Here is a 21,132-nt window from a genome sequence, read left to right as displayed (position 1 = left end):
CCTGCATCGATTCAGAATGATAAAATCCGAGCATGACCAGAATTGCTATTGCAACGCCCATTGTGATGCCTCTCCCTCTAGTTGCTGTTAACCTTGCTATCCGGCTTGGCATGACGCCGTCGACAACGAGGCCTTTGGATGAGGGGTTTTTGACAGTCAATTGAGGCTAATTTTCGCTTAAATTCAGGCCACCAAAAGAACCATAAAAAAACCGTCGCCCTTTAGCAGGGTGACGGCTTTCATAATTCACCGCAAATCTATAGCGGCTTTAAGCCAACAAAGATGCCTATAGCTGGGCAGCAACATATTCCCAATCAACAAGATTTTCGAGGAAATTTGCCAGATAGTCAGGGCGCTTATTCCGGAAATCGATGTAATAGGAATGTTCCCACACATCACACCCAAGCAGTGCTGTTTGCCCAAAACATAGCGGGTTCACGCCATTTTCGGTTTTGGTCACAGCAAGGCCACCGTCGCTATTTTTGACAAGCCAGCACCAGCCTGAGCCAAATTGACCTGCACCTGCAGCCTTGAACGCGTCTTTGAACGCGTCGACCGACCCAAATGATTCCGTCAATGCGGCCTCCAACTCAGATGGCATGGCGCGCCCTTTTGGCCCCATCATTTCCCAGAATTTCATGTGATTCCAATGCTGCGATGCATTGTTGAAAATGCCATTTTGCGCAACCGCATTGGCATCATAAGTGCCGGTGATGATATCTTCGAGTGCTTTGCCTTCCCATTCGGTACCAGCGATCAGGTTATTACCATTGACCACATAGGCGTTGTGATGCAAGTCATGATGATATTCAAGGGTTTCGGCGCTCATGCCAAAATCTGCGAGTGCATCGTGCGCATAAGGAAGGTCAGGTAGTTCAAATGCCATTTTGGTCTCCAAAATTATCTCTGGTGATTAATCTATCTCTAAACAGATATAGTCACGAATTTTCAAATGCCAACAAAATAAAACTGACAGGCGGCGGCAACCTGCTAAATTATCACCAAACAGCCTTGGGTTAATGCCATCTCCGCCCTAGAGCAAAGGCATCAAGACATAAGGCTCAAGACAGACTGGCCCGAGAAATAGGATTCAAGACAGAGGAAAATAGCATGACTGGCCGAAAAGCCTATATTGCCCCTTTTTTAGATCATCACCCGGAAATCGATGATAGTGCTTATATCGCCGAGACCGCTGCAGTCGTTGGCGCGGTGCGCATCGGCAAGAACAGCACCATCTGGCATCAGGTGACTTTGCGTGGTGATAATAATTTCATTACCGTTGGTGAGGGCACCAATATTCAGGATAATAGCTGCGTTCACATTAACAGCCGCGATTTTCCAACGATCATCGGCAATAATGTGAATATTGGCCATAGCGCGCTTGTCCATGCGTGTCATTTACATGACCATGCCTTTGTCGGGATGGGGTCAATCGTAATGGATGGCGCGGTTATCGAGTCTGACGGTATGTTGGCTGCTGGCGGCATGCTGACACCGCGAAAACGGATTCCCGCTGGCGAGCTGTGGGGCGGACGCCCGGCGCGCAAGATGCGCGATCTGACAGCCGATGAAATTGCCAATAACCGCCGTATTGCCCGCCATTATGTCGAGGTTGGGCGGGCGCACAGGCTTGGTGCCGCGGGCGCGCCGTTTATTGATATGCACAGCCATCCATTGCCGTCCATGTGACCAATTGCCCGGATCATCTGTTTTCGTAGATTGTAAGCCGGCTATAAATGATGCTAATTAACCACATAGGGCGCAGGCCAGCTGGTCTCTCATGCGTTCCAAAAGATTTACCGATCGTCTAGCGGCATTGGAGGCCGATAAAATGAAATTAAAGGATCCGTCACTTCTTCGCACTGAGGCCTATATCAATGGCGCATGGGTTAGCGCCGAAGATGGCCGCGTTTTTGGTGTTCATAATCCGGCCGATGGCAGCCTGATTGCCGAGGTTGCCGATCTTGGCGCCGGTGCCATTACTGCGGCGATTGATGCTGCTGTTCCAGCGCAAAAAGCCTGGGCAGCTACGCCGGCCAAAACCCGCGCAATGATTTTGCGGCGCTGGTATGATCTGGTGGTCGAAAACACCGATGATCTGGCGATGATCCTTACCACTGAAATGGGCAAGCCTTTGGCCGAAGCAAAAGGAGAAATTGCCTATGGATCCAGCTTTATTGACTGGTTTGGTGAAGAAGCGCGCCGGGTTTGTGGCGATGTCATGGAAAGCCCGCAGGCCGACAAACGCCTGCTGACATTCAAACAGCCGATCGGCGTTTTTGGTGCCATCACGCCGTGGAATTTTCCAATTGCGATGATTACCCGAAAAGTTGCCCCCGGCATTGCCGCGGGATGTGCTTGTGTGTTGAAACCGGCCGAGCAAACCCCGCTATCTGCGCTGGCGCTTGCCGAACTTGCAACCCGCGCCGGTATTCCGGCAGGGGTAATGAACATCGTCACTGGCCTCGATGCGCCGGCGATTGGTCAGGCGCTTTGCAGCGACAGCCGTATCCGCAAAATGACCTTTACCGGATCGACCGAAGTCGGCCGTATCCTGATGCGCCAGAGCGCTGATACGGTAAAGAAAATGAGCCTTGAGCTTGGCGGTAACGCGCCATTGCTGGTGTTTGATGATGCCAATCTTGACGTTGCTGTCGAAGGCGCGATGATGTCAAAATACCGCAATGCGGGGCAGACTTGCGTCTGTGCAAACCGGATTTTCGTTCAAGATGGAATCTATGATGAATTCGCCAAGCGTCTCGCCGAAAAATCGGCCGCGATGCGGGTCGGCAACGGCCTTGAGGATGGTGTTGAACAGGGTCCGTTAATTGATCAGCAGGGGTTTGAAAAAGTGTCAGCCCATGTTGAGGATGCGCTGGCAAAAGGGGCGACGGCATTAACCGGCGGCAAGCCACATGATCTTGGCGGCACATTTTTTGAGCCAACAGTCCTGACAAACATGAACACGTCGATGCGGATGTTCCGCGAGGAAACCTTTGGTCCAGTCGCTGGCCTGTTCAGATTTACCGATGAAGCCGAAGCCATCGAAGCGGCAAATGACACTGAATTTGGCCTTGCTGCCTATCTGTTTACCGAAAATGCATCGCGCCTGTTCCGCGTCAGTGAGGCATTGGAATATGGCATTGTCGCGGCCAACACAGGCATTTTCTCATCCGAGGTTGGCCCGTTTGGCGGGGTCAAGAATTCCGGCCTTGGCCGTGAAGGGTCGAAATATGGCATTGATGAGTTTCTAGAGATTAAATTTGTCTGTATCGGCGTGTAATTACCGCCACCACGTCAAAAACTATCCACCAGAATCAACGCACTAAGGATCAACGTTTTAAGAATCAACGCTATAAAAAAGGCCGGGAGTTCCCGGCCTTATTCGATTCCAACAGATTTTGACTAGCCCTGCCGCAACCGGCGGATCAGGCTTGAGGTATCATTGCGGCCATAGCCATCGGCACTAAGCTCGGCGTAATATCCGGCAACAATTTCAGTTACCGGCAAGGACGCCCCATTGCGCTTCGCCTCTTCCAGACAAATCCGCAAATCCTTGCGCATCCAGTCGACGGCAAAGCCAAAATCAAACTCGCCCTTGACCATGGTTTCGCCGCGATTAACCATCTGCCATGATTGCGCGGCACCCCCTGAAATCGCCTCAAGCAATTTATCCGTGTCGAGGCCCGCATCCATCGCAAAGCTAAGCCCCTCAGACAGCGCCTGAACCAGACCGGCAATGCAGATTTGATTGACCATCTTGGCTTGCTGACCTTTGCCAGCATCACCCATATGGACAACCCGCGCTCCATAGCATTCCATCAGCGGAAGCGCCACCGCAAACGCCGCATCATCACCGCCAACCATCACCGTCAATTTGCCATTTTCAGCACCTGCCTGACCACCAGAAACCGGTGCATCCAGCGAGGAGATACTCGCCGCCTTGGCAGCTGAATAAACCTGCCGCGCGACATCGGCCGAAACAGTGCTATTATCAATAAAGACCGCGCCATTCTTCATTGCCGGAATTGCGCCCTCATCACCAAGCGCAACTGACAACACATCAGGATCATCACCAACACAGCAGAACACGAAATCAGCGTCCCTAGCAGCGGCAGCCGGGGTCAGCGCGAAAGCGCCACCATGCTGGCCAGCCCACGCCTCGGCTTTAGCTGGTGTCCGGTTATAAACGGTCACGTCGTGACCAGCAGCTGCGATATGACCTGCCATCGGATAGCCCATGACACCCATACCCAGAAATGCAACTTTTGACATAAAATATTCCTTTTCAATTTATCGGCCAGAACCTCAATGGTCGAAACCTTAATGAGATTGTCGCCACCGTAATTTGCCATAGCCATTTCCGTCAGCACGATTATACTGAGGCGCGTTCGGCGGTGTAACATCAAGAAGCAGCCGATCTAACAATCAAATACCACTTGCCAAGACAGGGGTGATCTTAGCGCATGACCGTATTATCAAGCCAGCAGGAAATCGACATTCTGATTACCGAAGCCGAGATTGCCGCCCGAACGATTAATCTTGCCCGTCAAATTACCGAACATTACAAAGGCACCGAACAGTTGGTTGTCGTCGGGCTATTACGCGGGTCATTTGTGTTTATTGCCGATCTTGTGCGCCGGTTGGCGCTTCCCGTCGAGGTTGATTTCATGACCGTTTCGTCTTACGGTAATGACACGGTTTCATCCCGTCAGGTGCGAATCATTCAAGATCTCGAAACCCCGATCAAAAACCGCGATGTCCTGATTGTCGAGGATATTGTCGACACCGGCCATACCTTGTCGCAAGTGCAAAAAATCTTAATGACACGATCACCAAAAAGCCTGTCGATCTGCACGCTGTTGAATAAACCGTCTCGGCGCGAAGTTGATGTGAATGTCGATTGGGTTGGCTTTGACATTCCAGACGCATTTGTCATTGGCTATGGCATTGATTTTGCCCAACAAGGTCGCAATCTTCCACATATTGGTGTTGTTAAAGACCTTTAATAACAGCTTTGCCGATAATCCCTCTTTAGCTATTGCCTCTGCTGGTCTGACTTATGGTGGCGCGCTATTAGGATGCCTATCCGCTCAGGCTAGGAATTGGTCTTCATACCGATAGGTAGATAGCGGCACCGCACCCCTGTCGGTGACAAGCACCTGTTCTTCAAGCTTGACCCCATCAACACCGCCAACAGCGCCAACATAGGCCTCGACACAAAGTGTCATTCCGACCTCAAAATTGCCGCCATAGCCATGCGCCTCGACATCTTCTGGATAGCGTACCGACGGATATTCATCGCAAAGCCCAACGCCATGCGCCAATACACCATAGCGCAGCGGGCGAAACGCCTCTGGCAAGCGGTGCGCAATTCGCGTCATATCGGCAAAGCTCATGCCGGCCTCGATCAGGCCGATGTTTGTCATCACATGATCATAGGCAATCTGGTAAAGATGCTTTTGCCGGTCAGTTGGCACAGCATCACCCACGATCCATGTCCGTGAAATATCGCAGCAATAGCCATATGTGCCGACAAGGTCAGTATCAAAGGCCATCAGATCGCCGGTCTGCATAATGCGCGGCCCACATTCCTGAAACCACGGATTGGTGCGCGGGCCCGATGCCAAAATCCGCGTTTCAATCCATTCACCGCCGCGTTTGATATTGCCAGCATGTAATGCCGCCCATAATTCAGTCTCGCTCAGCCCCGGGCGCATGATTTCGCGCATTTCATCAACCGCCCGCTCACACGTATGAATGGCGCATCGCATCGCGTTTAATTCATTATCATTCTTGATCGAGCGTGCATGTTCGGTCAGTACTTGGCCTTCTAGCACCTCGACCCCAAGATCAGTTAATGCGGCATAGCCAACATGCTCGATCCGGTCGACCGCCAAGCGTTTATTTGTGCCAGCGTGATGCGCCATCAAATCGACAATCTGAGTGGCGAAATCCTTGGCCGCCCGCGCAGTATGGTCGCCGGTTTCAAAATAGAAAAAACTGGCACCACCGCGCAATTCACCGATCAGTGGCAGATGCGCCGAAAGATGCTCACAATTATGAAAATCCCACAAGATCATCTTGCCCTCAGGCGGCACAAACACCGCCCGTGCCGGATTATGCGCAATCCAAAGCTGCATATTAGTGCAATCACTGGCATAGCGAATATTCAACGGATCAAACAACAGCAAACCGGCACAATCATGCTGGCGGATTTGCGCTTGCAAGCGTGACAATCGATATGATCTCAAAGCGGGAAGATCGGGCGGGCTGATGCCGGCAGCGTGCCACTCATCAAAGGCCACTGCGGTCGGGCCAATCTCGACACGATCATTATCATCTGGTGTTAAATCAGCTTTAAGATGCACCCGCCGGCTAGGGTCGATTTTTCGGTTTGAGCCAATAATGGTTTTATCCATCGCCGCCTCCTTGCCACTATTGCCAAGCAGATTGGCCTGATCTTTGCCTCAGCTAAACGCTAAAATTGCGATATGGCAATCATTTTATCATTGGCGATCGCGGCACAGCCATCGGCCCTAGCCTAGGCATTTACATCAACAACCAATCGGCCCATAACCTTGCCCGCCAGAATATCGGCACCTGCCGCTGGCACCTCGCCAAGCCCGATCACCGACATGGTTGCTGCGATCTGCGCCGTTGGCAAATCGCTTGCAAGACGCTGCCACGCCGCAACCCGGCGATCATACGCCGCCATTACCGAATCGATTCCCAATAGCGACACGCCGCGGATAATAAATGGAATTACCGTTGTTGGCAGGTCAGCACCACCAGCAAGCCCGACCGTCGCCACTGCACCGCCATATTGCATCTGGGCAAGGGCTCTTGCCAATATTGCGCTACCAACCGAGTCGACACATCCGGCCCAGCTTTCCGATTCCAGCGGCCGCCCACCGCCGTCCAGCATCTCAGCCCGCGGCAGAATATCGCTGGCACCAAGCCCCCGCAGATAATCAGCCGTTTCAGGCCGGCCCGTTACCGCGGTAACGTGATAGCCGCGCACGGCCAGCAATGCTGTTGCAAGCGAGCCAACACCGCCAGCAGCACCAGTAACCAGCACCGGCCCGCGATCTGGCGTAATCCCTGCATTTTCAAGCGCCAGAACCGATAGCATCGCAGTGACACCGGCGGTACCGATCGCCATTGCCTGCTGGCAATCCAACCCATCTGCAAGCGGCACCAGCCAGTCGGCGCGCACCTTGGCAAATTGCGCGTAACCGCCCCACCATACCTCGCCAACCCGCCATCCCGTCAGCACCACAAGATCGCCCGCCTTGTAACGCTTGTCGGCACTGCTGACCACTTCACCGGCAAAATCAATGCCCGGAACATGCGGATAGTTTCGCACCAACCCGCCCTTGCCCGACAGGCATAGACCGTCCTTGTAATTGACCGTTGAATATTTGATTGCCACCAGAACATCACCATCTGCAGGCAAATCATCATGCCGCAAATCTGTCATTTCATGACTTATAGATTTATCTTCGCCGCGATGCACCATAAGGGCTCTAAAACTAGACATGGCGTTGCTCCTATATGTATCTGATGTGATTATCTGACAAATTTTCAATAGCATTTTTCACCGATGCCAAACAGCCCTAATCAAGCTGGCGTCAAACCTCTATGCTAGAGCCGCTGGCCCTAATCAATTGAGGCTTGGCATCAATGATCCTTTGGCTAATAATAAACATCTTACCGTTTGTTGCAGGATTTTTACCATGTTGGAGATGACCGCCGCCGAGGCTTGGGCTCATTTGGCCCAGAACCCAGACGCCCAGCTTGTTGATGTGCGCACCCGTGCCGAGTGGCATTTTGTTGGTATCACCAATCTGGATGATCTTGACCGGCAACCGATTCTCATTGAATGGGTCGGCGTTGATGGCACGGCGAACCCACGTTTCATCGAAGATTTGGCTGCCGCAGTCCCGGACGACACTTGCGTGCTGATGCTATGCAGATCGGGGGTGCGATCTTTGGCAGCGGGCAATGCCGCACTGGCGGCCGGCTACAAGAGCGTAATCAACATCAGTGACGGATTTGAGGGCGATCTTGATGCCCATCAGCAACGAGGTCACATAAATGGCTGGCGGTTTAGCGGCCTCCAATGGCGGCAAAGCTAGCCAGCAATAAACCGCTAAAAAACTGTGCTCGATTACCGCAAAAATGCCCGCATGTAAGATTTCAATTTGAGCAAATTCTTAATTAGCAGCATTCTGCCAGCCTGTTGTATTTGTTCAAAGGCTGTTTTTGATGGAATTTGATCGGTTCCACCAATTTGGTTAATTGCTGTTACACGATGATTACATCAACAACCATCTGGCCCTAGCGCCCTTCACGAACCAGAAAAACAACAAGCCGCAGCGTCCCATTTGCCGCCATTGTATCAATACAAAGAAAATAATTCGATCCAACCGGAATGATTTTTGGATGGATTGCGCCGGGATAAGCGGTGATTAATTTTCCGCTTTGTCGATCAATATAGCGAAACCCGCCATCATCATCTGACGCGTTATCAATGAAGCGGATCATGGTTGCCTGCAATGCTGCCTTCAATGGTTTATCAAGCCTGTCCGCGGCTGCCACATCGGTCATAATGCCACACCGGCAAGCTAACAACACGCCACGCCGATAAGAACGCATAAACGGAACCAGCGTCGTTAAAAAATCAGATGACCCAAACAATATCTCCCACCAAACCCCTTAAAGAATCGATGCAAATAAAAATCTGCTTCGTAACGCGTTAATTTTATCTCAATTAGGATTTGTAACAAAATAACGATGCCACGCACCCACGCCTTCGGCTTGGCAATCAAATAATCACGCGGTAAGCTATGATGATGTATGTTCGACCCAACATAGACCTTACGAAAATATACTGGGCAAAATTATGCTGGCGACAGGTGATAGTGTTTGTAACCATTGCCCTGTTTAGCCCAATTGTTGGCGCCGACCAGCATGACCCAAAGCTGGACGGACTTTTCGCTGCCTTGCAAACCAGCATATCGCCAGCCAAGGCGGCAAATTATGAGCGCGAAATATGGGCAAGATGGACTAAATTTCCGGATAATTCGCTCATCAATGGTCAGATGGCAAATGGCATCAATTTGATGAATGCTGGTCGCCTTGACGAAGCCGAAGCGGCTTTTAGCGCGATCATTGCACGCCAACCGAGCTTTGCCGAAGCGTGGAATAAACGTGCCACTGTCCGGTTTTTTCGTGGCAATGACGATGGATCAGCACGTGATATTTTGCAAGTTATCACGCTAGAGCCGCGCCATTTCGGAGCGCTTTCGGGATTGGGTATGATTCGGGTGCGGGCTGGCGACCTGCAAGGCGGCTTGCAGGCTTATCGTGCTGCCCAGCGTTTAAATCCTCATCTGCCGAACATTGAGACCATTATTAATCAGTTGGCAAAACAGCTGAACGGACGCGCGTTATAGACTTGACGGTGAATGTTTGACACTGGTCGCATAGACCCAGAATATAAACGGCCCTAAGGTTCTGACAAAAATAGTTAAAATTGCCTGATGATGCGCATTAAATTGTTTGTTACCATTGATCGGGATCAGGTGCTGTGGTCGACCTAATGACCGGCGGCAATTATAATAAGCTGATGTTTAGCTGACGCGGAGCAGATGATAATGAGCGAGCTTAATATAAACATGCGTCATTGCCCACAATGCGGAAGTGTTTGCCTGTTATCACAAAGCGCAATTGCCGCAGCGGAGGCAGATGGCAGAACTGTGGCAATTGCCTGTCACAGTTGTAATGCGCAATTCGGTCTTGATCATAATCGCGCGACCGGAACCAAACGAGCGCGGCTTGCCAAGATGGATATTTTTGACTGCCCGAGCTGCAGAAATCCGATCAGCGTCCCCGATCCGTTGCCTGATCCTGCGATTGTTGATTTAGTCTGCCCTTTGTGTGATTGCGCGATCAATCCAGCTGATCTGATGCAATCAGCGGCACCGATCACCGATTATCACAGTCCAGACGACATAATCACCACCGAAAATCTTCGCCCGCCAGAACGCGATCAGACCGTTACGCGCGTCCCGTTATATCTGCTGATTATCGCCTGTCTTGCGGTTTATCTTTACTGGGCACGAGAAACCGGCCAATTGCCGATTGATCAATGGCTTAAAGATTTTGGGATAACCTCATAGCCCGGCTCTTCGGGTTCATCATCAGTCATTTCTGCCGGAAACCCCGGTGCCAGAATTTCGGTGTTACAGGCTTCTTCTAAGCGTTTAATAATATTTGGCGACCATTCTCGCGGGCCAAACCGGTTTTGCCCATCTTCAAAAATCTTGATCAATAGTGGAGACACCTCCAGCGGCACATTATGCTGCTCGGCAATCGACTGAAACAGGCCAATGTCCTTTAGCACCAGATCCATGGTGAAATTGATATCACGGCTGCCGTTCAGGATAACCTGACTTTCGGTTTCATGGACAAACGAGTTGCCCGACGAAATGCGAATCGCCTCATAGGTGGTGTTTAAATCCATTCCAGCCATTTTTGACGTTACCAGCGCCTCGCATAATGTAATCAAATTGGCCGTCGCCAGATAATTTGTCATCACTTTAAGCACGGATGCAGTGCCCAATGGCCCAGTGTGGAGAACGCGCCGACCAAGGATTGTCAACACTGGCAAAAGCCGCTCAAAAACGGGCCGATCACAACCGGCAAAAATAGCGATATTACCAGTTGCCGCCCGGTGACAACCACCCGAGACCGGGCAATCAACTGGACTAGCCCCTTTCGCCAGAACCAAGCCGCCAAGACGACCAACTTCGGCCGCGTCAGTCGTGCTCATTTCAGCCCAGATTTTACCTGCACTAAGGCCAGCAAGAATGCCGTCTTCAGCTTCCATGACTGCGGCGCTTGCAGCCGGAGATGGCAGGCAGGTTATAATGATGTCGCAGGCCTCAGCCATAGCCTTTGGGCTGTCAGCCCATTTCGCACCAGCGGCCAGGAATGGCGCCGCCACGTCCTGATCAAGATCGCGAACCATGACATCGCATTTGTTCCTTAACAAGCTGCCCGCCAGCTTGCCACCAACATTTCCAAGCCCGATAAACCCAACTGAATGCATTTTCTATCTCCCTAGCATGGAGATCAATGTGACCTCATATCTTTGCCGTTAGATGATCAGCAAAATCAGCTAGAATCCAGTAAAATTAGTTCAATAAAAGTAAAATCTTGATCCGAATGAGATTTGCCTAGAGCGTGACGACCCGCATCGAGTTTGTTGTGCCAACAATGCCAAACGGCATACCGGCGACAACCACAACCTGCTGGCCCGTGCCAGCCATACCGCGGCGGCGAATTTCGGTGATCGCCTCGGTAATTGCCGACTCAAAATCTTCGCTATATGCACTGGCGGCGCTGTGCGTTCCCCATAACAAACATAGTTTTCGCTGCACATCAGGATGCGGCGTCATCACCAAAAATGGGATACCGGGCCGTTCACGCGCAATCCGAACAGCGGTATTGCCCGAGCTTGAAAAAGCCACCATCGCCTTTGCCTCGACAGTTTCTGCAAGCGCAACACTGGTCCGCGCAACGGCATGATATACACTATGCTCAACTGGCAATTCGCCCGGCCCTGATGCTGGATCAGACCGGATATGCGCCTCGGCAGCAGTAACAATCCGCGCCATAAACTCGACCGATTCAACCGGATAATGACCCGCCGCAGTTTCTGCCGACAGCATCACCGCATCAGCACCATCAAACACCGCACCAGCAACATCCGATGCCTCGGCGCGGGTCGGGGTGGGCGCTTCAATCATTGACTCCAGCATCTGGGTTGCCACCACAACGGGCTTGCCGACCATGCGGCATTTGGAAATGATCGTTTTCTGCCAGCCCGGCACCTGTTCGGGCGGCAGTTCAACACCAAGATCGCCACGTGCCACCATCACCCCATCCGATGCGGCAATGATATCATCTAGATCCTTTAGCGCGGCCGGCTTTTCAATTTTTGACATCAATGCTGCCTGTTTGCCAACAATGGTACGCGCGGCAATAACATCACTAGCGCGCTGCACAAATGATAGCGCCACCCAATCAACGCCCTTTTCCAGCGCATAAGCAAGATCAGCCAGATCCTTTTCTGTTAGCGGCGTTGTATCAAGGATAATGTCCGGAAGGTTGACCCCTTTCCGACTTTTCAGCGGGCCACCGACAATGATTTCGGCCTCGAAACTTTCGGTATCAACCGACACGACTTTAAAAACCAGTTTACCATCATCCATCAGCAACCGTGCACCGGGATACATCGCCTTGAAAATTTCAGCGTGTGGCAGACCCACAATTTTGGCATTGCCCATATCGGTTTTTATATCAAAAACAATTCGCTCACCACTGATCACAACTGTATCATCGGCGACCTTGCCAACGCGGAATTTTGGCCCCTGCAAATCAGCTAGAATACAGCTCGGATTGCCAGTCTTGGCCTCAAGAGCGCGAATAGCATCAATCCGCGCACCCTGTTCTTCACGCGTGCCATGTGAAAAATTCAAACGAAAGACATTGACCCCGGCGGCGGCTAATTTGCCGAGCATTTCAGGGCTTGATGACACATTGCCAAGGGTTGCAACAATTTTCGTTGCACGCTGGAGGGCAGGAAATTCAGCAGTCATTTAAAAACAGTCTTTCTATCGCGTCAGGTTAGCGGTTGATATTATTCCGGCCAAATCTGGCATTGGATCCAAATTTGGCATTAGATGAGCCTTATCCATTAAGGTTGTAACGGGTAATAGCCTAGGATTTTCACCAGTTCTGATTCTAGGGCTGATTAGAGGGAAAGCAAAGCGGCAACTTCCAATTCACAAAATTTTAACATTTCAGATCCCGCATCGACATTCGGTTAGTGGCTTGAGAAACGGCAAATTTAACGCCATACTCATCACGATAAATTCATTCCGCTTAATTTAGCCGCTGATCCTGCCTGCTGGGCGTATTTCACAACAGAAAGCAAAATGATGATCCAAGGTCTTATTGCCCCTATCCTTACCCCGTTTGACGACAGTCTCAAGCTTGACCAGTCACTCTATAACGACCTTGCCAAACATCTGCTTGCCACCGGCGTTAGTGGCCTTGTCCCCTTTGGCACAACCGGCGAGGCGCTGTCGGTTAGCCATGGCGAGCGCAAAGCCGCGCTTGACGGGCTTGTTGCTGCTGGCATTGATCCAGCGGTGATGATCCCCGGAACAGGGCTGTGCAATCTTCCCGATACGATTGATCTTTGCCAGCATGCCGTATCGCTTGGCTGCGCTGGTGTGATGGTATTGCCGCCCTTTTATTTCAAGGGGATGAGTGATGCCGGCCTTTATGATTATTATGCCCAGCTTATTGCCGGCGTAAATGACCCGCGGATGCAGATCTATCTTTACCATATTCCGCAAGTGTCCGGCGTTGGTCTATCAATTGAGCTTGTTCGCAAGCTGCATACTGATTTCCCCGATATAATTGTTGGCATCAAAGACAGCTCGGGCGTCTGGGACAACACCAAAGCACTGCTTGAGATTGACGGGTTGATCGTCTATCCGGGGGCAGAATTACCGGTGATTGAGGCCATCCGGCTTGGCGCGCCTGGCTGTATTTCAGCAACGGCGAATTTGAACGGCACCGACATTGCCGAGGTCATTGCGCTTTGTCTTGCAGGCGAATGGGATCAGGCCGAAGCCAAACATAAAAAAGTCTGCGCAGTGCGGCTAATGTTTCAGGATTATGCGCCAATTCCGGCACAAAAGGCGCTGCTCGCCAGATCAACCGGTCACAGCGCATGGGGCAATTTGCGCCCGCCAATGCGCCCGATGGATAAGGATAAGCTCGACGCGCTGGCCACCGGACTTGCCACCGAATTTGGCATGCATTTCTAGCCGGTTTTGCCCTGCATCATGATACTGACTTTCAAGATAACGATAAAACGAGTTGGACTTTGATGAAGGTTTTTATATCTCTGGTGGGATTTGGCGTCACGATTGCCAGCCTCTTTGGCCTTCTATGGGCTTTTATGCCCGGCTTTAGCAAACAGTTTGAACCGCCAAAGATCATTCAAGTCAAAGCCTATCTGGATAATCGTTGTTCGGTCACTAGTGATGCGTTTGTTGCCAGAGCGCCCGAACAGGGACGCACTGCAAAATTCTACGATGGGGTGGCGATCATGCGGCTACCTGAAGGGGCAAAAATCCAGCTTGCCGTCTCCAGCGCCTATCCGGCCTTTACCTATGAGGATGTGCCGCAGGTGGTTGCCCCGACCGTCACCCTGATAGCTGATTGTTCAGTATCGCCAAGGCTGCGATCAATTTTTGGCTCAATGCAAGATCGCTTCAAACAATAGCTACATCACCTTTGCCACGCGCAAGGCCGCAATTTCATCTGCTGTCAGCCCTGCCCATTCTGTGATGACCTGATCATTATGCTCGCCTAGGCGCGGCGGCGGCGTGCGATATTGCGCTGGTGTAACCCCGAGACGCGCCGCATAGGCAGTCGTCGAGATCTGGCTACCATCATCACGCATCTGGTCAATTCGTGCGCCACGAGCCTTGACATGCGGATCGGCAAAAACCTCGGCTATATCATTGATCGGGCCGCATGATACGCCGGCTGTCTCCAGCTTGTTAATCACCTCGGCGCGATCCAGCGCTGCGATAATATCGCCAAGCATTGCATCCAGCCGATCACGATTTTTAATGCGCGCTTCATTGCTGGCAAAATCGGCATCATCCGCCAATGCAGGCACGCCAAGCGCCGCGGTTAGACGGATAAACTGCTTATCATTGCCGCAAGCGATAATGATAAATCCGTCCTTGGCCTGATAAACCGTATAGGGCACAACGCTGGGGTGGCTATTGCCCATCCGCCCCGGACAAACCTCGGCATTCAGCCAATTGGCTGACTGGTTTGCCAGCATCGCAATTTGGCTGTCCAATAGCGCGCAATCAATATGCTGACCAAGGCCAGTCTTATGGCGATAGGCCAATGCCGCCAATGCCGCATTCGCCGCAAACATTCCGGTGAAAAGATCACATACCGCGACCCCAACCTTCATCGGCGCACCACCCGGGCTGCCATCAGGGTGACCGGTTATGCTCATCAATCCGCCCATGCCTTGTATCAAAAAGTCATATCCTGACCGGTGCGAATAAGGGCCAGTCTGGCCAAAGCCGGTAATCGAGCAATAGATAATTCCCGGGTTAAACGTGGCAATTGACGCATAGTCGAGGCCGTATTTTTGCAATCCACCCGGTTTGAAATTTTCGATTAGGATATCTGCCTTAGCCGCCAATTTGCGGACAAGATCAGCCCCTTCCTTGGTTGAGAAATCAATTGTCACCGAACGTTTGTTCCGGTTGCAAGCGGTGAAATAGGCCGCATCGTCGCGGCTTCCATCGCCATTTCGGGTAAAGGGCGGGCCCCATTTGCGCGTATCATCGCCGCCATCCGGATTCTCGACCTTGACCACATCCGCGCCAAGATCGGCAAAGGTCTGGGCGGCATAGGGGCCAGCCAGAATCCGGCTAAGATCAAGCACCTTTAATCCGGCAAGCGCCATTGGGATATCGCTATTTGTCATCATTCTTCCATTCGTGAAAATTGGCCTGCTTCACGGATGCTATTGTCCGGCGAACAATGCCGCCGGCAAACCATTATAAACCCGCTCATAATTGTCAATTCTGCTGATTTTCAATTTACAGCCTATGGGAAAATTGGCAGGCTTACCATTCGCTAACTTAAAAAATCAGCTGACAAAAATAAGGCTGATTTGCCAGTCATAAATTTTGAACCCCACCTAACGTTACAGCACCACCAACCGATATGGATTTGACATGGATTTTTCGCTAAACGCCGAACAGCAGATGCTTCAAGATACCGCGCGCCGGTTTGCCCAAGACGAATTACCCGCCCATGCCAAGGCCATTGAGGAAAATGACACGCCGCCAAGCCTTGCGATTCGCAAACGTTTTTCCGAAATGGGCTTTATGGGGATCAATCTGCCAACCAGATATGGCGGTGCTGGTCTTGGCCATTTTGAGGCCGTGCTGATTCTTGAAGAGCTCGCAAAAATCTCGGTCGCAGTCGCCTTCCCGGTGTTTGAAGCCAGCTTTGGCCCGGCCTTGGCGATTGCTCATTTTGCGCCAGAGCCACTGCGCCAGCGTATCCTGCCCCAAGTCTGTTCAGGTGACATGGTTGTGGCGGTTTCAATGTCGGAACCACAAGCGGGTACGGCGCTTACCGATCTGAAAACAACCGGCAGAATTGACGGCGACAAGGTCATTTTAAATGGCAATAAACGCTGGTGTTCAGGCGGCGGCCATGCCGATGCCTATGTTGTTTATTGCCGGCTGTCTGATGCGCCGGGCGCAAAGGGTATTGGCGCGGTTCTCGTCGAAAAGGGCGCCGATGGATTTACCTTTGGTGCGCCGGAATCACATATGGGGTGGCGCGGCATTTCCAGCGCCGATATGTATTTCGACAATGTCGAGGTTCCCGCTGACAATATTATCGTTCCGGCTGGCGGCTTTAAGAAATTGATGGAAGCCTTTGACCTTGAGCGTTGCGGCAATACCACAATGAGCCTCGCCTGCGGTCAATCTGCGTTTGATTATGCGTTGGCTTATGTGCAAGAGCGCGAGCAATTTGGCAAACCGATCATCGAATTTCAGGCGGTGCAATTACAGATTGCGCAAATGAAGATGAAGCTTGATGCGGCGCGGCTGTTACTCTATCGCGCGGTCAATAATGCCGAACAGGCCCTGCCCTCAATCGCCGACAGCTCAATCGCCAAATGCTATGCGAACGAAATTGCCCGCGACGTTGCCAGTGCCGCGGTACAGCTTATGGGCGGCTATGGCTATTCCAAATCCTATCCGATGGAACAAAAAATGCGTGATGCGTGGGGATGGGGTATTGCTGGCGGATCAATTGATATTCAGAAAATTAATATCGCTGCCGCGCTTGTTGGCAAACGGTTCAATCAGCGCGCATAATCCCTAATCATGCCAAATCCGGCCGAGCACATTCACCCAGTTGGCATGGCATAATTTGGTCATCAATTTGGCATCATAACCATGGGCTATCATGGCGCGGCGCAACGCTGGTAAACCGGCGGCATCACCGATGACCTGTGGGACGGTAGTGCCATCAAAATCTGACCCAAGCCCAACCCGGTCTTCACCAAGATGTTCAATCAGATGGTCGAGGTGGCGCAGCATGATATCAAAGCCGGTATTGGCCTGCATACGCCCATCAGGGCGCAAAAAAGCGACAGCAAAATTCAGCCCCACCATCCCGTCACTTTCAGCAATCGCGGCAAGCTGGCGGTCGGTTAGGTTACGCGCGTGCGGGCTAATAGCATAGGCATTGGAATGGGTTGCCACCAATGGTTTGCCAGAGATTTTCGCCACATCCCAAAATCCAGCCTCATTCAAATGTGACAGATCAATCAGAATGCCATTTTCGTCGCAATAGGTGACCAGCCTTTTACCATCTTCGGTAAGACCAGCGCCGATATCACCAGTGCTGGGATAGCGGAACGGCACACCATGACCAAAACGGTTTGGCCGACTCCAGACCGGGCCAATCGACCTTAGGCCAGCCCGCCGAAACATATCAAGATTATAAAAATCGCGATCAATCGGCTCGGCGCCTTCAATATGCATGATCGCGGCAATCTCGCCATTGGCAATCGACGCCTCTAGCATTGCCGTGCTGGTACAAATTTTCAAATAGCCAGCCTGTTCCATCCGGTGCAAAATTGCCGCTTGTGCAACCGCCACTGGCAACGCCTCATCAACGGTAATTTCCGGCGGTAACGGCAGGTCATAGACCGGTAAATTCATTTGCGTCGTTTTGGCGTCTAGATCAATCGGCGATGGCACCCAGATGGCAAAAAACCCACCAGCAAATCCGCCGTTACGCATCTTATCAAGATCAAGATGCCCCGCCATACCGCGGCTAAATTGCGCAATGTCAGCAGGCGCATCGGCGGTCATGCCGGCTTTGTGAAGCACCGATAGAATATCGTTGTGACCGTCAAAAATTGCCGGGGATATTGGCGCGGGTATGGGCGGGAAACTCTCGGTCATTTTGCTGATAACTCCCCAGTGATGACATAATTCAAGATTGCGGCAATCTGATCTGCCGTTTCAACAACAGCCAGCGCAGCCGCATCAACCTCCTTTAGCGCATGCTGGTGATCGCTGCCATGCATGATGACAAGCGCCTTGCCAAGGGCGGCCGCATATCCGGCATCAAAGGCAGCGTTCCATTGCTTGTATTTCTCACCAAATCGCACCACCACAACATCCGCCCGACCAATTGCAGTGCGGGTACGAATGGCGTTCAACTTGGCGCCTTTGTGATCATGCCAGATCTTATCCGGCTCGCCGCCCATGATCCGGACACCGCAATCATCCGAGGCATCATGATCGGTAACCGGCCCAAGAAAAGTAATATCAAGTTTTTTCTGCGCGCAGGCGGCCGCCACCTCATCACGCCAATCAGTGTGAATTTCGCCTGATAGATAAACCGTTAGATGCATCACTGATGCCTCCCTCTTAAGTTTTATTTCGGCCGGATACGCGCGCCCGTTTTAACCTCATAAGACAGCGCAACAAGGCTCATATCAGCGTCAGCGCCATGGCTATGAATGGCCTCTTGCAGGGCACGAAAAGCTGACGCTCCAAGCGGCATATCCTGCGCCATTGCTGCCGCCATGCCAAGCGCCAATCCGGCATCTTTTCGCATCAATTCCATTGAAAAACCCTGATGCATTTTCCCGGAAAGAATATTATCCGGCAAAGTGATCTCGGTTGCATAATTACGGCCCGAACTTTTTTGCAGAATATCAACGGCACGATCCGGATCAACACCAGCATTTACCAGCAAAGAAACCACCTCAAAACTTGCCATGCGGCAAATCAGATTCAACAGATTGTTACCCGCCTTTAACGCATGACCCGCGCCAACCGGCCCCGCGTGAAAGATATTGCAGCTTATGCGTTGGAACAGCGGCAACAGATTGTCATAAAGCACCCGATCGCCACCAACGATAATTGCGATCACACCCTCGCGGGCGCCGCGCGGCCCACCACTGACCGGCGCGTCGACAAAATCAATGCCCGCCGCCGCAAGCCGCGCCGCCTGATCGCGGCTTATTGCCGGATCACCCGAGGTCATATCGATAAAAACCTGCCCCGGTTTCATCCGGCTGGCAATGCCACCATCGCCAAATAAAACAGACTCGGTTACCGCCGAAGTTGGCAAGCAGGCAAAAATAACATCGCATTCCTCGGCGATCATAGTCGCATCTGCACCCGCCATTGCACCGCCGTCAATAAAGGGGGCCATATGCGCGGGGTTTGGATCAAAAACCATTAAATTCGGGGCAAGCAACCGCATGGCAAGTGCCGCCCCCATATTACCAAGCCCAATGAAGCCAAGTTTCGAATTTTCATTTAGCGGGTTTTCGGCGGCGTTTAAATTCATTAGATATAATCCTGCTTTGGCCACTGGCAACAGCACGTCATGGCATTGGTTTCACCTCGTCTATGAGGCGCGATTTGGCCTAAAAAATCCAGTCATGATTCCTCAATTTATTTCATATTTGGTAAAAAAGTCAGTTGCAATTTAAGCGATGCCCGCCAGAATTATCCCCTAAAGAATGATCGCCAATAAGTCTCGTAATATCACCGGCCATACAGCATTATCATTTTCACGCTAGCCGCGCGCTTGCTGCCGATCCCGGCAACGCATCTTTGGGAATTCATCGACAATGGCACCGCATAGACAACAGAAACAGCCTCGGCTTTTGGCGGCGCTATCGGTTTTCGCCTTTTGTCTTATGATGATTGCCGCCAGCCGTGGTATGGGCGAGACCTATGCTATTTTCCTGTTGCCCTTAAGTGATAATTTCGGCTGGAACCGGGCAAATGTTACCTCGATCTATTCGGTCTATATGGTGGCGTTTGGCTTTGGATCATTGCTATCCGGCCTTGTTTTTGATCGTCTTGGGCCGCGGTTCAATTATGTGATCGGGCTTGGCATGCTAGCGGGCTGTTATGGTTTTGCTGGCAAGCTCGAATCTATTCTGTCTTTTTATCTTGTAATTGGTGTTTGCGGTGGTGTCGGGGCGGCAATGGTGGGGATTGTCCCAACCCAAAGCCTGATTTCCCGCTGGTTTACCCGCGGCCGCACAACCGCGCTGTCGATTGCCTATTCAGGCCAAGGCATCGGCGTGATGATGCTGGCACCAGCCGCGCAAATCACCATCGAAGCGATCGGCTGGCAAGATGCCTATATGCTGGCAAGCTATGGGTTTATGGTCGCCTTTGGTCTGATCTTGTTAATGCCGTGGGTAGCGATCAACGCTGGCGTTACCCCGCAGCAAAAAAACGCCAATGCCACTGCCAACGCCAATGTGCCGTTGGCACCCAAAGAAAGTCTGGCACCCAAAGAAGGCCTATCATTAGGAGAGGCGATAAAACGTGCTGAATTCTGGGGATTTTTCACTATTTTTGGGGCGTCAGCCATTGCCGTTTTTTCAGTATCCCTGCAAGCGGTTGCCTATCTGGTCGAGCGCGGATTTAGCACTGTAGAATCAGCGTTTGCGTTTGGCTGTATTGGTATGCTGACGATCCTCGGCATCGCACTTACCGGGATTCTAGCCGAACGATATGCCCGCCATCTGGTCGCAACCCTCAGCTATGGCCTGACCATCATCGGCATTATCGCACTCGCGGCCATGCAGCTATATCCAAGCTGGTTTCTATTGGTGGTGTTCGTGGTGGCATTCGGCCTATCAGCAGGCGCACGTGGCCCGATCATCACCGCACAAATGGCTGAGCTGTTTGCCGGACAGGGGCTGGCATCCATTTTTGGTGCTACCAATATTGGGCAGGGGTGCGGGGCGGCACTTGGTGCGTTTCTCGCCGGATATCTCTATGACATTACCGGCGGCTATAATACCGGCTTTGCCATCAGCCTTGGCTTTGCCTGCCTTGGCCTTTCGATGTTCTGGTTTGTACCAGCAATCCGGTATGGCAAAAAACAATCTGCCACCCTCTCAAAAGACGCGCCCCGGGCCTGACCTAGATG

22 protein-coding genes are annotated in these 21,132 nt (G+C 51.8%); 11 read left to right on the top strand and 11 right to left on the bottom strand.

Annotation, left to right across the window (positions count from 1 at the left end):
* Nucleotides 1–32: 32 nt before the first annotated feature.
* Entirely contained in the window at nucleotides 33–164 is a 132-nt protein-coding gene (locus AB8881_08305; GenBank protein XDZ62550.1) for a hypothetical protein, read from the top strand.
* Nucleotides 165–286: 122 nt separating this feature from the next.
* On the opposite strand, the gene AB8881_08300 is transcribed toward AB8881_08305, so the two are convergent.
* Entirely contained in the window at nucleotides 287–886 is a 600-nt protein-coding gene (locus AB8881_08300) for a superoxide dismutase (protein XDZ62549.1), read from the bottom strand.
* A 224-nt stretch (nucleotides 887–1,110) separates the two neighbouring features.
* Here AB8881_08300 and AB8881_08295 point away from each other — a divergent pair, with 224 nt between their 5' ends.
* Both AB8881_08295 and AB8881_08290 read left to right on the top strand, forming a co-directional pair.
* Nucleotides 1,111–1,689 carry a gamma carbonic anhydrase family protein gene (locus AB8881_08295; protein XDZ62548.1) on the top strand — a complete coding sequence of 193 codons (579 nt, stop codon included), beginning with the start codon at nucleotides 1,111–1,113 and terminating at the stop codon, nucleotides 1,687–1,689.
* Between the two features lie 142 nt (nucleotides 1,690–1,831).
* Complete coding sequence (locus tag AB8881_08290; protein ID XDZ62547.1) at nucleotides 1,832–3,283, top strand: NAD-dependent succinate-semialdehyde dehydrogenase; 1,452 nt, start codon at nucleotides 1,832–1,834, stop codon at nucleotides 3,281–3,283.
* A 122-nt stretch (nucleotides 3,284–3,405) separates the two neighbouring features.
* On the opposite strand, the gene AB8881_08285 is transcribed toward AB8881_08290, so the two are convergent.
* Entirely contained in the window at nucleotides 3,406–4,275 is an 870-nt protein-coding gene (locus AB8881_08285) for an NAD(P)-dependent oxidoreductase (GenBank protein XDZ62546.1), read from the bottom strand.
* 191 nt (nucleotides 4,276–4,466) lie between these two features.
* On the opposite strand from AB8881_08285, the gene hpt reads away from it, so the two are divergent.
* Nucleotides 4,467–5,009 carry a hypoxanthine phosphoribosyltransferase gene (hpt, locus tag AB8881_08280; GenBank protein XDZ62545.1) on the top strand — a complete coding sequence of 181 codons (543 nt, stop codon included), beginning with the start codon at nucleotides 4,467–4,469 and terminating at the stop codon, nucleotides 5,007–5,009.
* An 84-nt stretch (nucleotides 5,010–5,093) separates the two neighbouring features.
* Here the strand turns inward: hpt and AB8881_08275 are convergent, their stop codons facing one another.
* Both AB8881_08275 and AB8881_08270 read right to left on the bottom strand, forming a co-directional pair.
* Nucleotides 5,094–6,422, bottom strand: a complete 1,329-nt coding sequence (locus AB8881_08275) for a M24 family metallopeptidase (GenBank protein ID XDZ62544.1) — start codon at nucleotides 6,420–6,422, stop codon at nucleotides 5,094–5,096.
* Between the two features lie 122 nt (nucleotides 6,423–6,544).
* On the bottom strand, nucleotides 6,545–7,543 hold the full coding sequence (locus AB8881_08270; protein XDZ62543.1) for an MDR family oxidoreductase: 999 nt from the start codon (nucleotides 7,541–7,543) through the stop codon (nucleotides 6,545–6,547).
* A 196-nt stretch (nucleotides 7,544–7,739) separates the two neighbouring features.
* Here AB8881_08270 and AB8881_08265 point away from each other — a divergent pair, with 196 nt between their 5' ends.
* Nucleotides 7,740–8,141, top strand: coding sequence for a rhodanese-like domain-containing protein (locus AB8881_08265; protein ID XDZ62542.1), 402 nt, complete (start codon nucleotides 7,740–7,742; stop codon nucleotides 8,139–8,141).
* A 202-nt stretch (nucleotides 8,142–8,343) separates the two neighbouring features.
* On the opposite strand, the gene AB8881_08260 is transcribed toward AB8881_08265, so the two are convergent.
* A complete protein-coding gene (locus tag AB8881_08260; GenBank protein XDZ62541.1) occupies nucleotides 8,344–8,613 on the bottom strand; it encodes a hypothetical protein in 270 nt (89 codons plus the stop codon).
* 314 nt (nucleotides 8,614–8,927) lie between these two features.
* On the opposite strand from AB8881_08260, the gene AB8881_08255 reads away from it, so the two are divergent.
* Together AB8881_08255 and AB8881_08250 are read left to right on the top strand one after the other, a co-directional pair.
* On the top strand, nucleotides 8,928–9,461 hold the full coding sequence (locus tag AB8881_08255) for a tetratricopeptide repeat protein (GenBank protein ID XDZ62540.1): 534 nt from the start codon (nucleotides 8,928–8,930) through the stop codon (nucleotides 9,459–9,461).
* Between the two features lie 201 nt (nucleotides 9,462–9,662).
* Nucleotides 9,663–10,187 carry a hypothetical protein gene (locus AB8881_08250; GenBank protein XDZ62539.1) on the top strand — a complete coding sequence of 175 codons (525 nt, stop codon included), beginning with the start codon at nucleotides 9,663–9,665 and terminating at the stop codon, nucleotides 10,185–10,187.
* Here the strand turns inward: AB8881_08250 and AB8881_08245 are convergent.
* Together AB8881_08245 and pyk are read right to left on the bottom strand one after the other, a co-directional pair.
* Nucleotides 10,154–11,119 (bottom strand): NAD(P)-dependent oxidoreductase, encoded by a 966-nt coding sequence (locus AB8881_08245; GenBank protein ID XDZ62538.1) that lies wholly within the window; start codon nucleotides 11,117–11,119, stop codon nucleotides 10,154–10,156. The two genes, AB8881_08250 and AB8881_08245, sit on opposite strands and share 34 nt — an antisense overlap.
* A gap of 127 nt (nucleotides 11,120–11,246) precedes the next feature.
* Complete coding sequence (pyk, locus tag AB8881_08240) at nucleotides 11,247–12,671, bottom strand: pyruvate kinase (protein ID XDZ62537.1); 1,425 nt, start codon at nucleotides 12,669–12,671, stop codon at nucleotides 11,247–11,249.
* Nucleotides 12,672–13,010: 339 nt separating this feature from the next.
* Between pyk and AB8881_08235 the strand changes: the two genes are divergently transcribed.
* Together AB8881_08235 and AB8881_08230 are read left to right on the top strand one after the other, a co-directional pair.
* Entirely contained in the window at nucleotides 13,011–13,913 is a 903-nt protein-coding gene (locus AB8881_08235) for a dihydrodipicolinate synthase family protein (GenBank protein ID XDZ62536.1), read from the top strand.
* 62 nt (nucleotides 13,914–13,975) lie between these two features.
* On the top strand, nucleotides 13,976–14,374 hold the full coding sequence (locus tag AB8881_08230) for a hypothetical protein (protein XDZ62535.1): 399 nt from the start codon (nucleotides 13,976–13,978) through the stop codon (nucleotides 14,372–14,374).
* On the opposite strand, the gene AB8881_08225 is transcribed toward AB8881_08230, so the two are convergent.
* On the bottom strand, nucleotides 14,375–15,613 hold the full coding sequence (locus tag AB8881_08225; protein XDZ62534.1) for a CaiB/BaiF CoA transferase family protein: 1,239 nt from the start codon (nucleotides 15,611–15,613) through the stop codon (nucleotides 14,375–14,377).
* A 250-nt stretch (nucleotides 15,614–15,863) separates the two neighbouring features.
* On the opposite strand from AB8881_08225, the gene AB8881_08220 reads away from it, so the two are divergent.
* Entirely contained in the window at nucleotides 15,864–17,024 is a 1,161-nt protein-coding gene (locus tag AB8881_08220; GenBank protein XDZ62533.1) for an acyl-CoA dehydrogenase family protein, read from the top strand.
* A gap of 3 nt (nucleotides 17,025–17,027) precedes the next feature.
* On the opposite strand, the gene AB8881_08215 is transcribed toward AB8881_08220, so the two are convergent.
* The 3 genes from AB8881_08215 to AB8881_08205 are packed head-to-tail and all read right to left on the bottom strand — an operon-like array spanning nucleotide 17,028 to nucleotide 19,524.
* Nucleotides 17,028–18,122 (bottom strand): dipeptidase, encoded by a 1,095-nt coding sequence (locus AB8881_08215; GenBank protein XDZ62532.1) that lies wholly within the window; start codon nucleotides 18,120–18,122, stop codon nucleotides 17,028–17,030.
* Nucleotides 18,119–18,577 (bottom strand): YtoQ family protein, encoded by a 459-nt coding sequence (locus AB8881_08210; GenBank protein XDZ62531.1) that lies wholly within the window; start codon nucleotides 18,575–18,577, stop codon nucleotides 18,119–18,121. Before AB8881_08210 ends, AB8881_08215 begins: the two co-directional genes overlap by 4 nt.
* Nucleotides 18,578–18,600: 23 nt before the next feature.
* Nucleotides 18,601–19,524: an NAD(P)-dependent oxidoreductase gene (locus tag AB8881_08205; GenBank protein ID XDZ62530.1), complete on the bottom strand. Its 924-nt coding sequence runs from the start codon at nucleotides 19,522–19,524 to the stop codon at nucleotides 18,601–18,603.
* A 286-nt stretch (nucleotides 19,525–19,810) separates the two neighbouring features.
* Here AB8881_08205 and AB8881_08200 point away from each other — a divergent pair, with 286 nt between their 5' ends.
* The gene (locus AB8881_08200) at nucleotides 19,811–21,124 is read left to right on the top strand and encodes an MFS transporter (protein ID XDZ62529.1); all 1,314 of its coding nucleotides are present in this window, start codon (nucleotides 19,811–19,813) and stop codon (nucleotides 21,122–21,124) included.
* The last annotated feature ends 8 nt before the right edge of the window (nucleotides 21,125–21,132 follow it).

This window comes from Alphaproteobacteria bacterium LSUCC0396 (assembly GCA_041228345.1).
Taxonomy (GTDB): Bacteria; Pseudomonadota; Alphaproteobacteria; order Puniceispirillales; family Puniceispirillaceae; genus UBA3439.
This window is presented reverse-complemented; position numbering and strand designations above follow the sequence as displayed.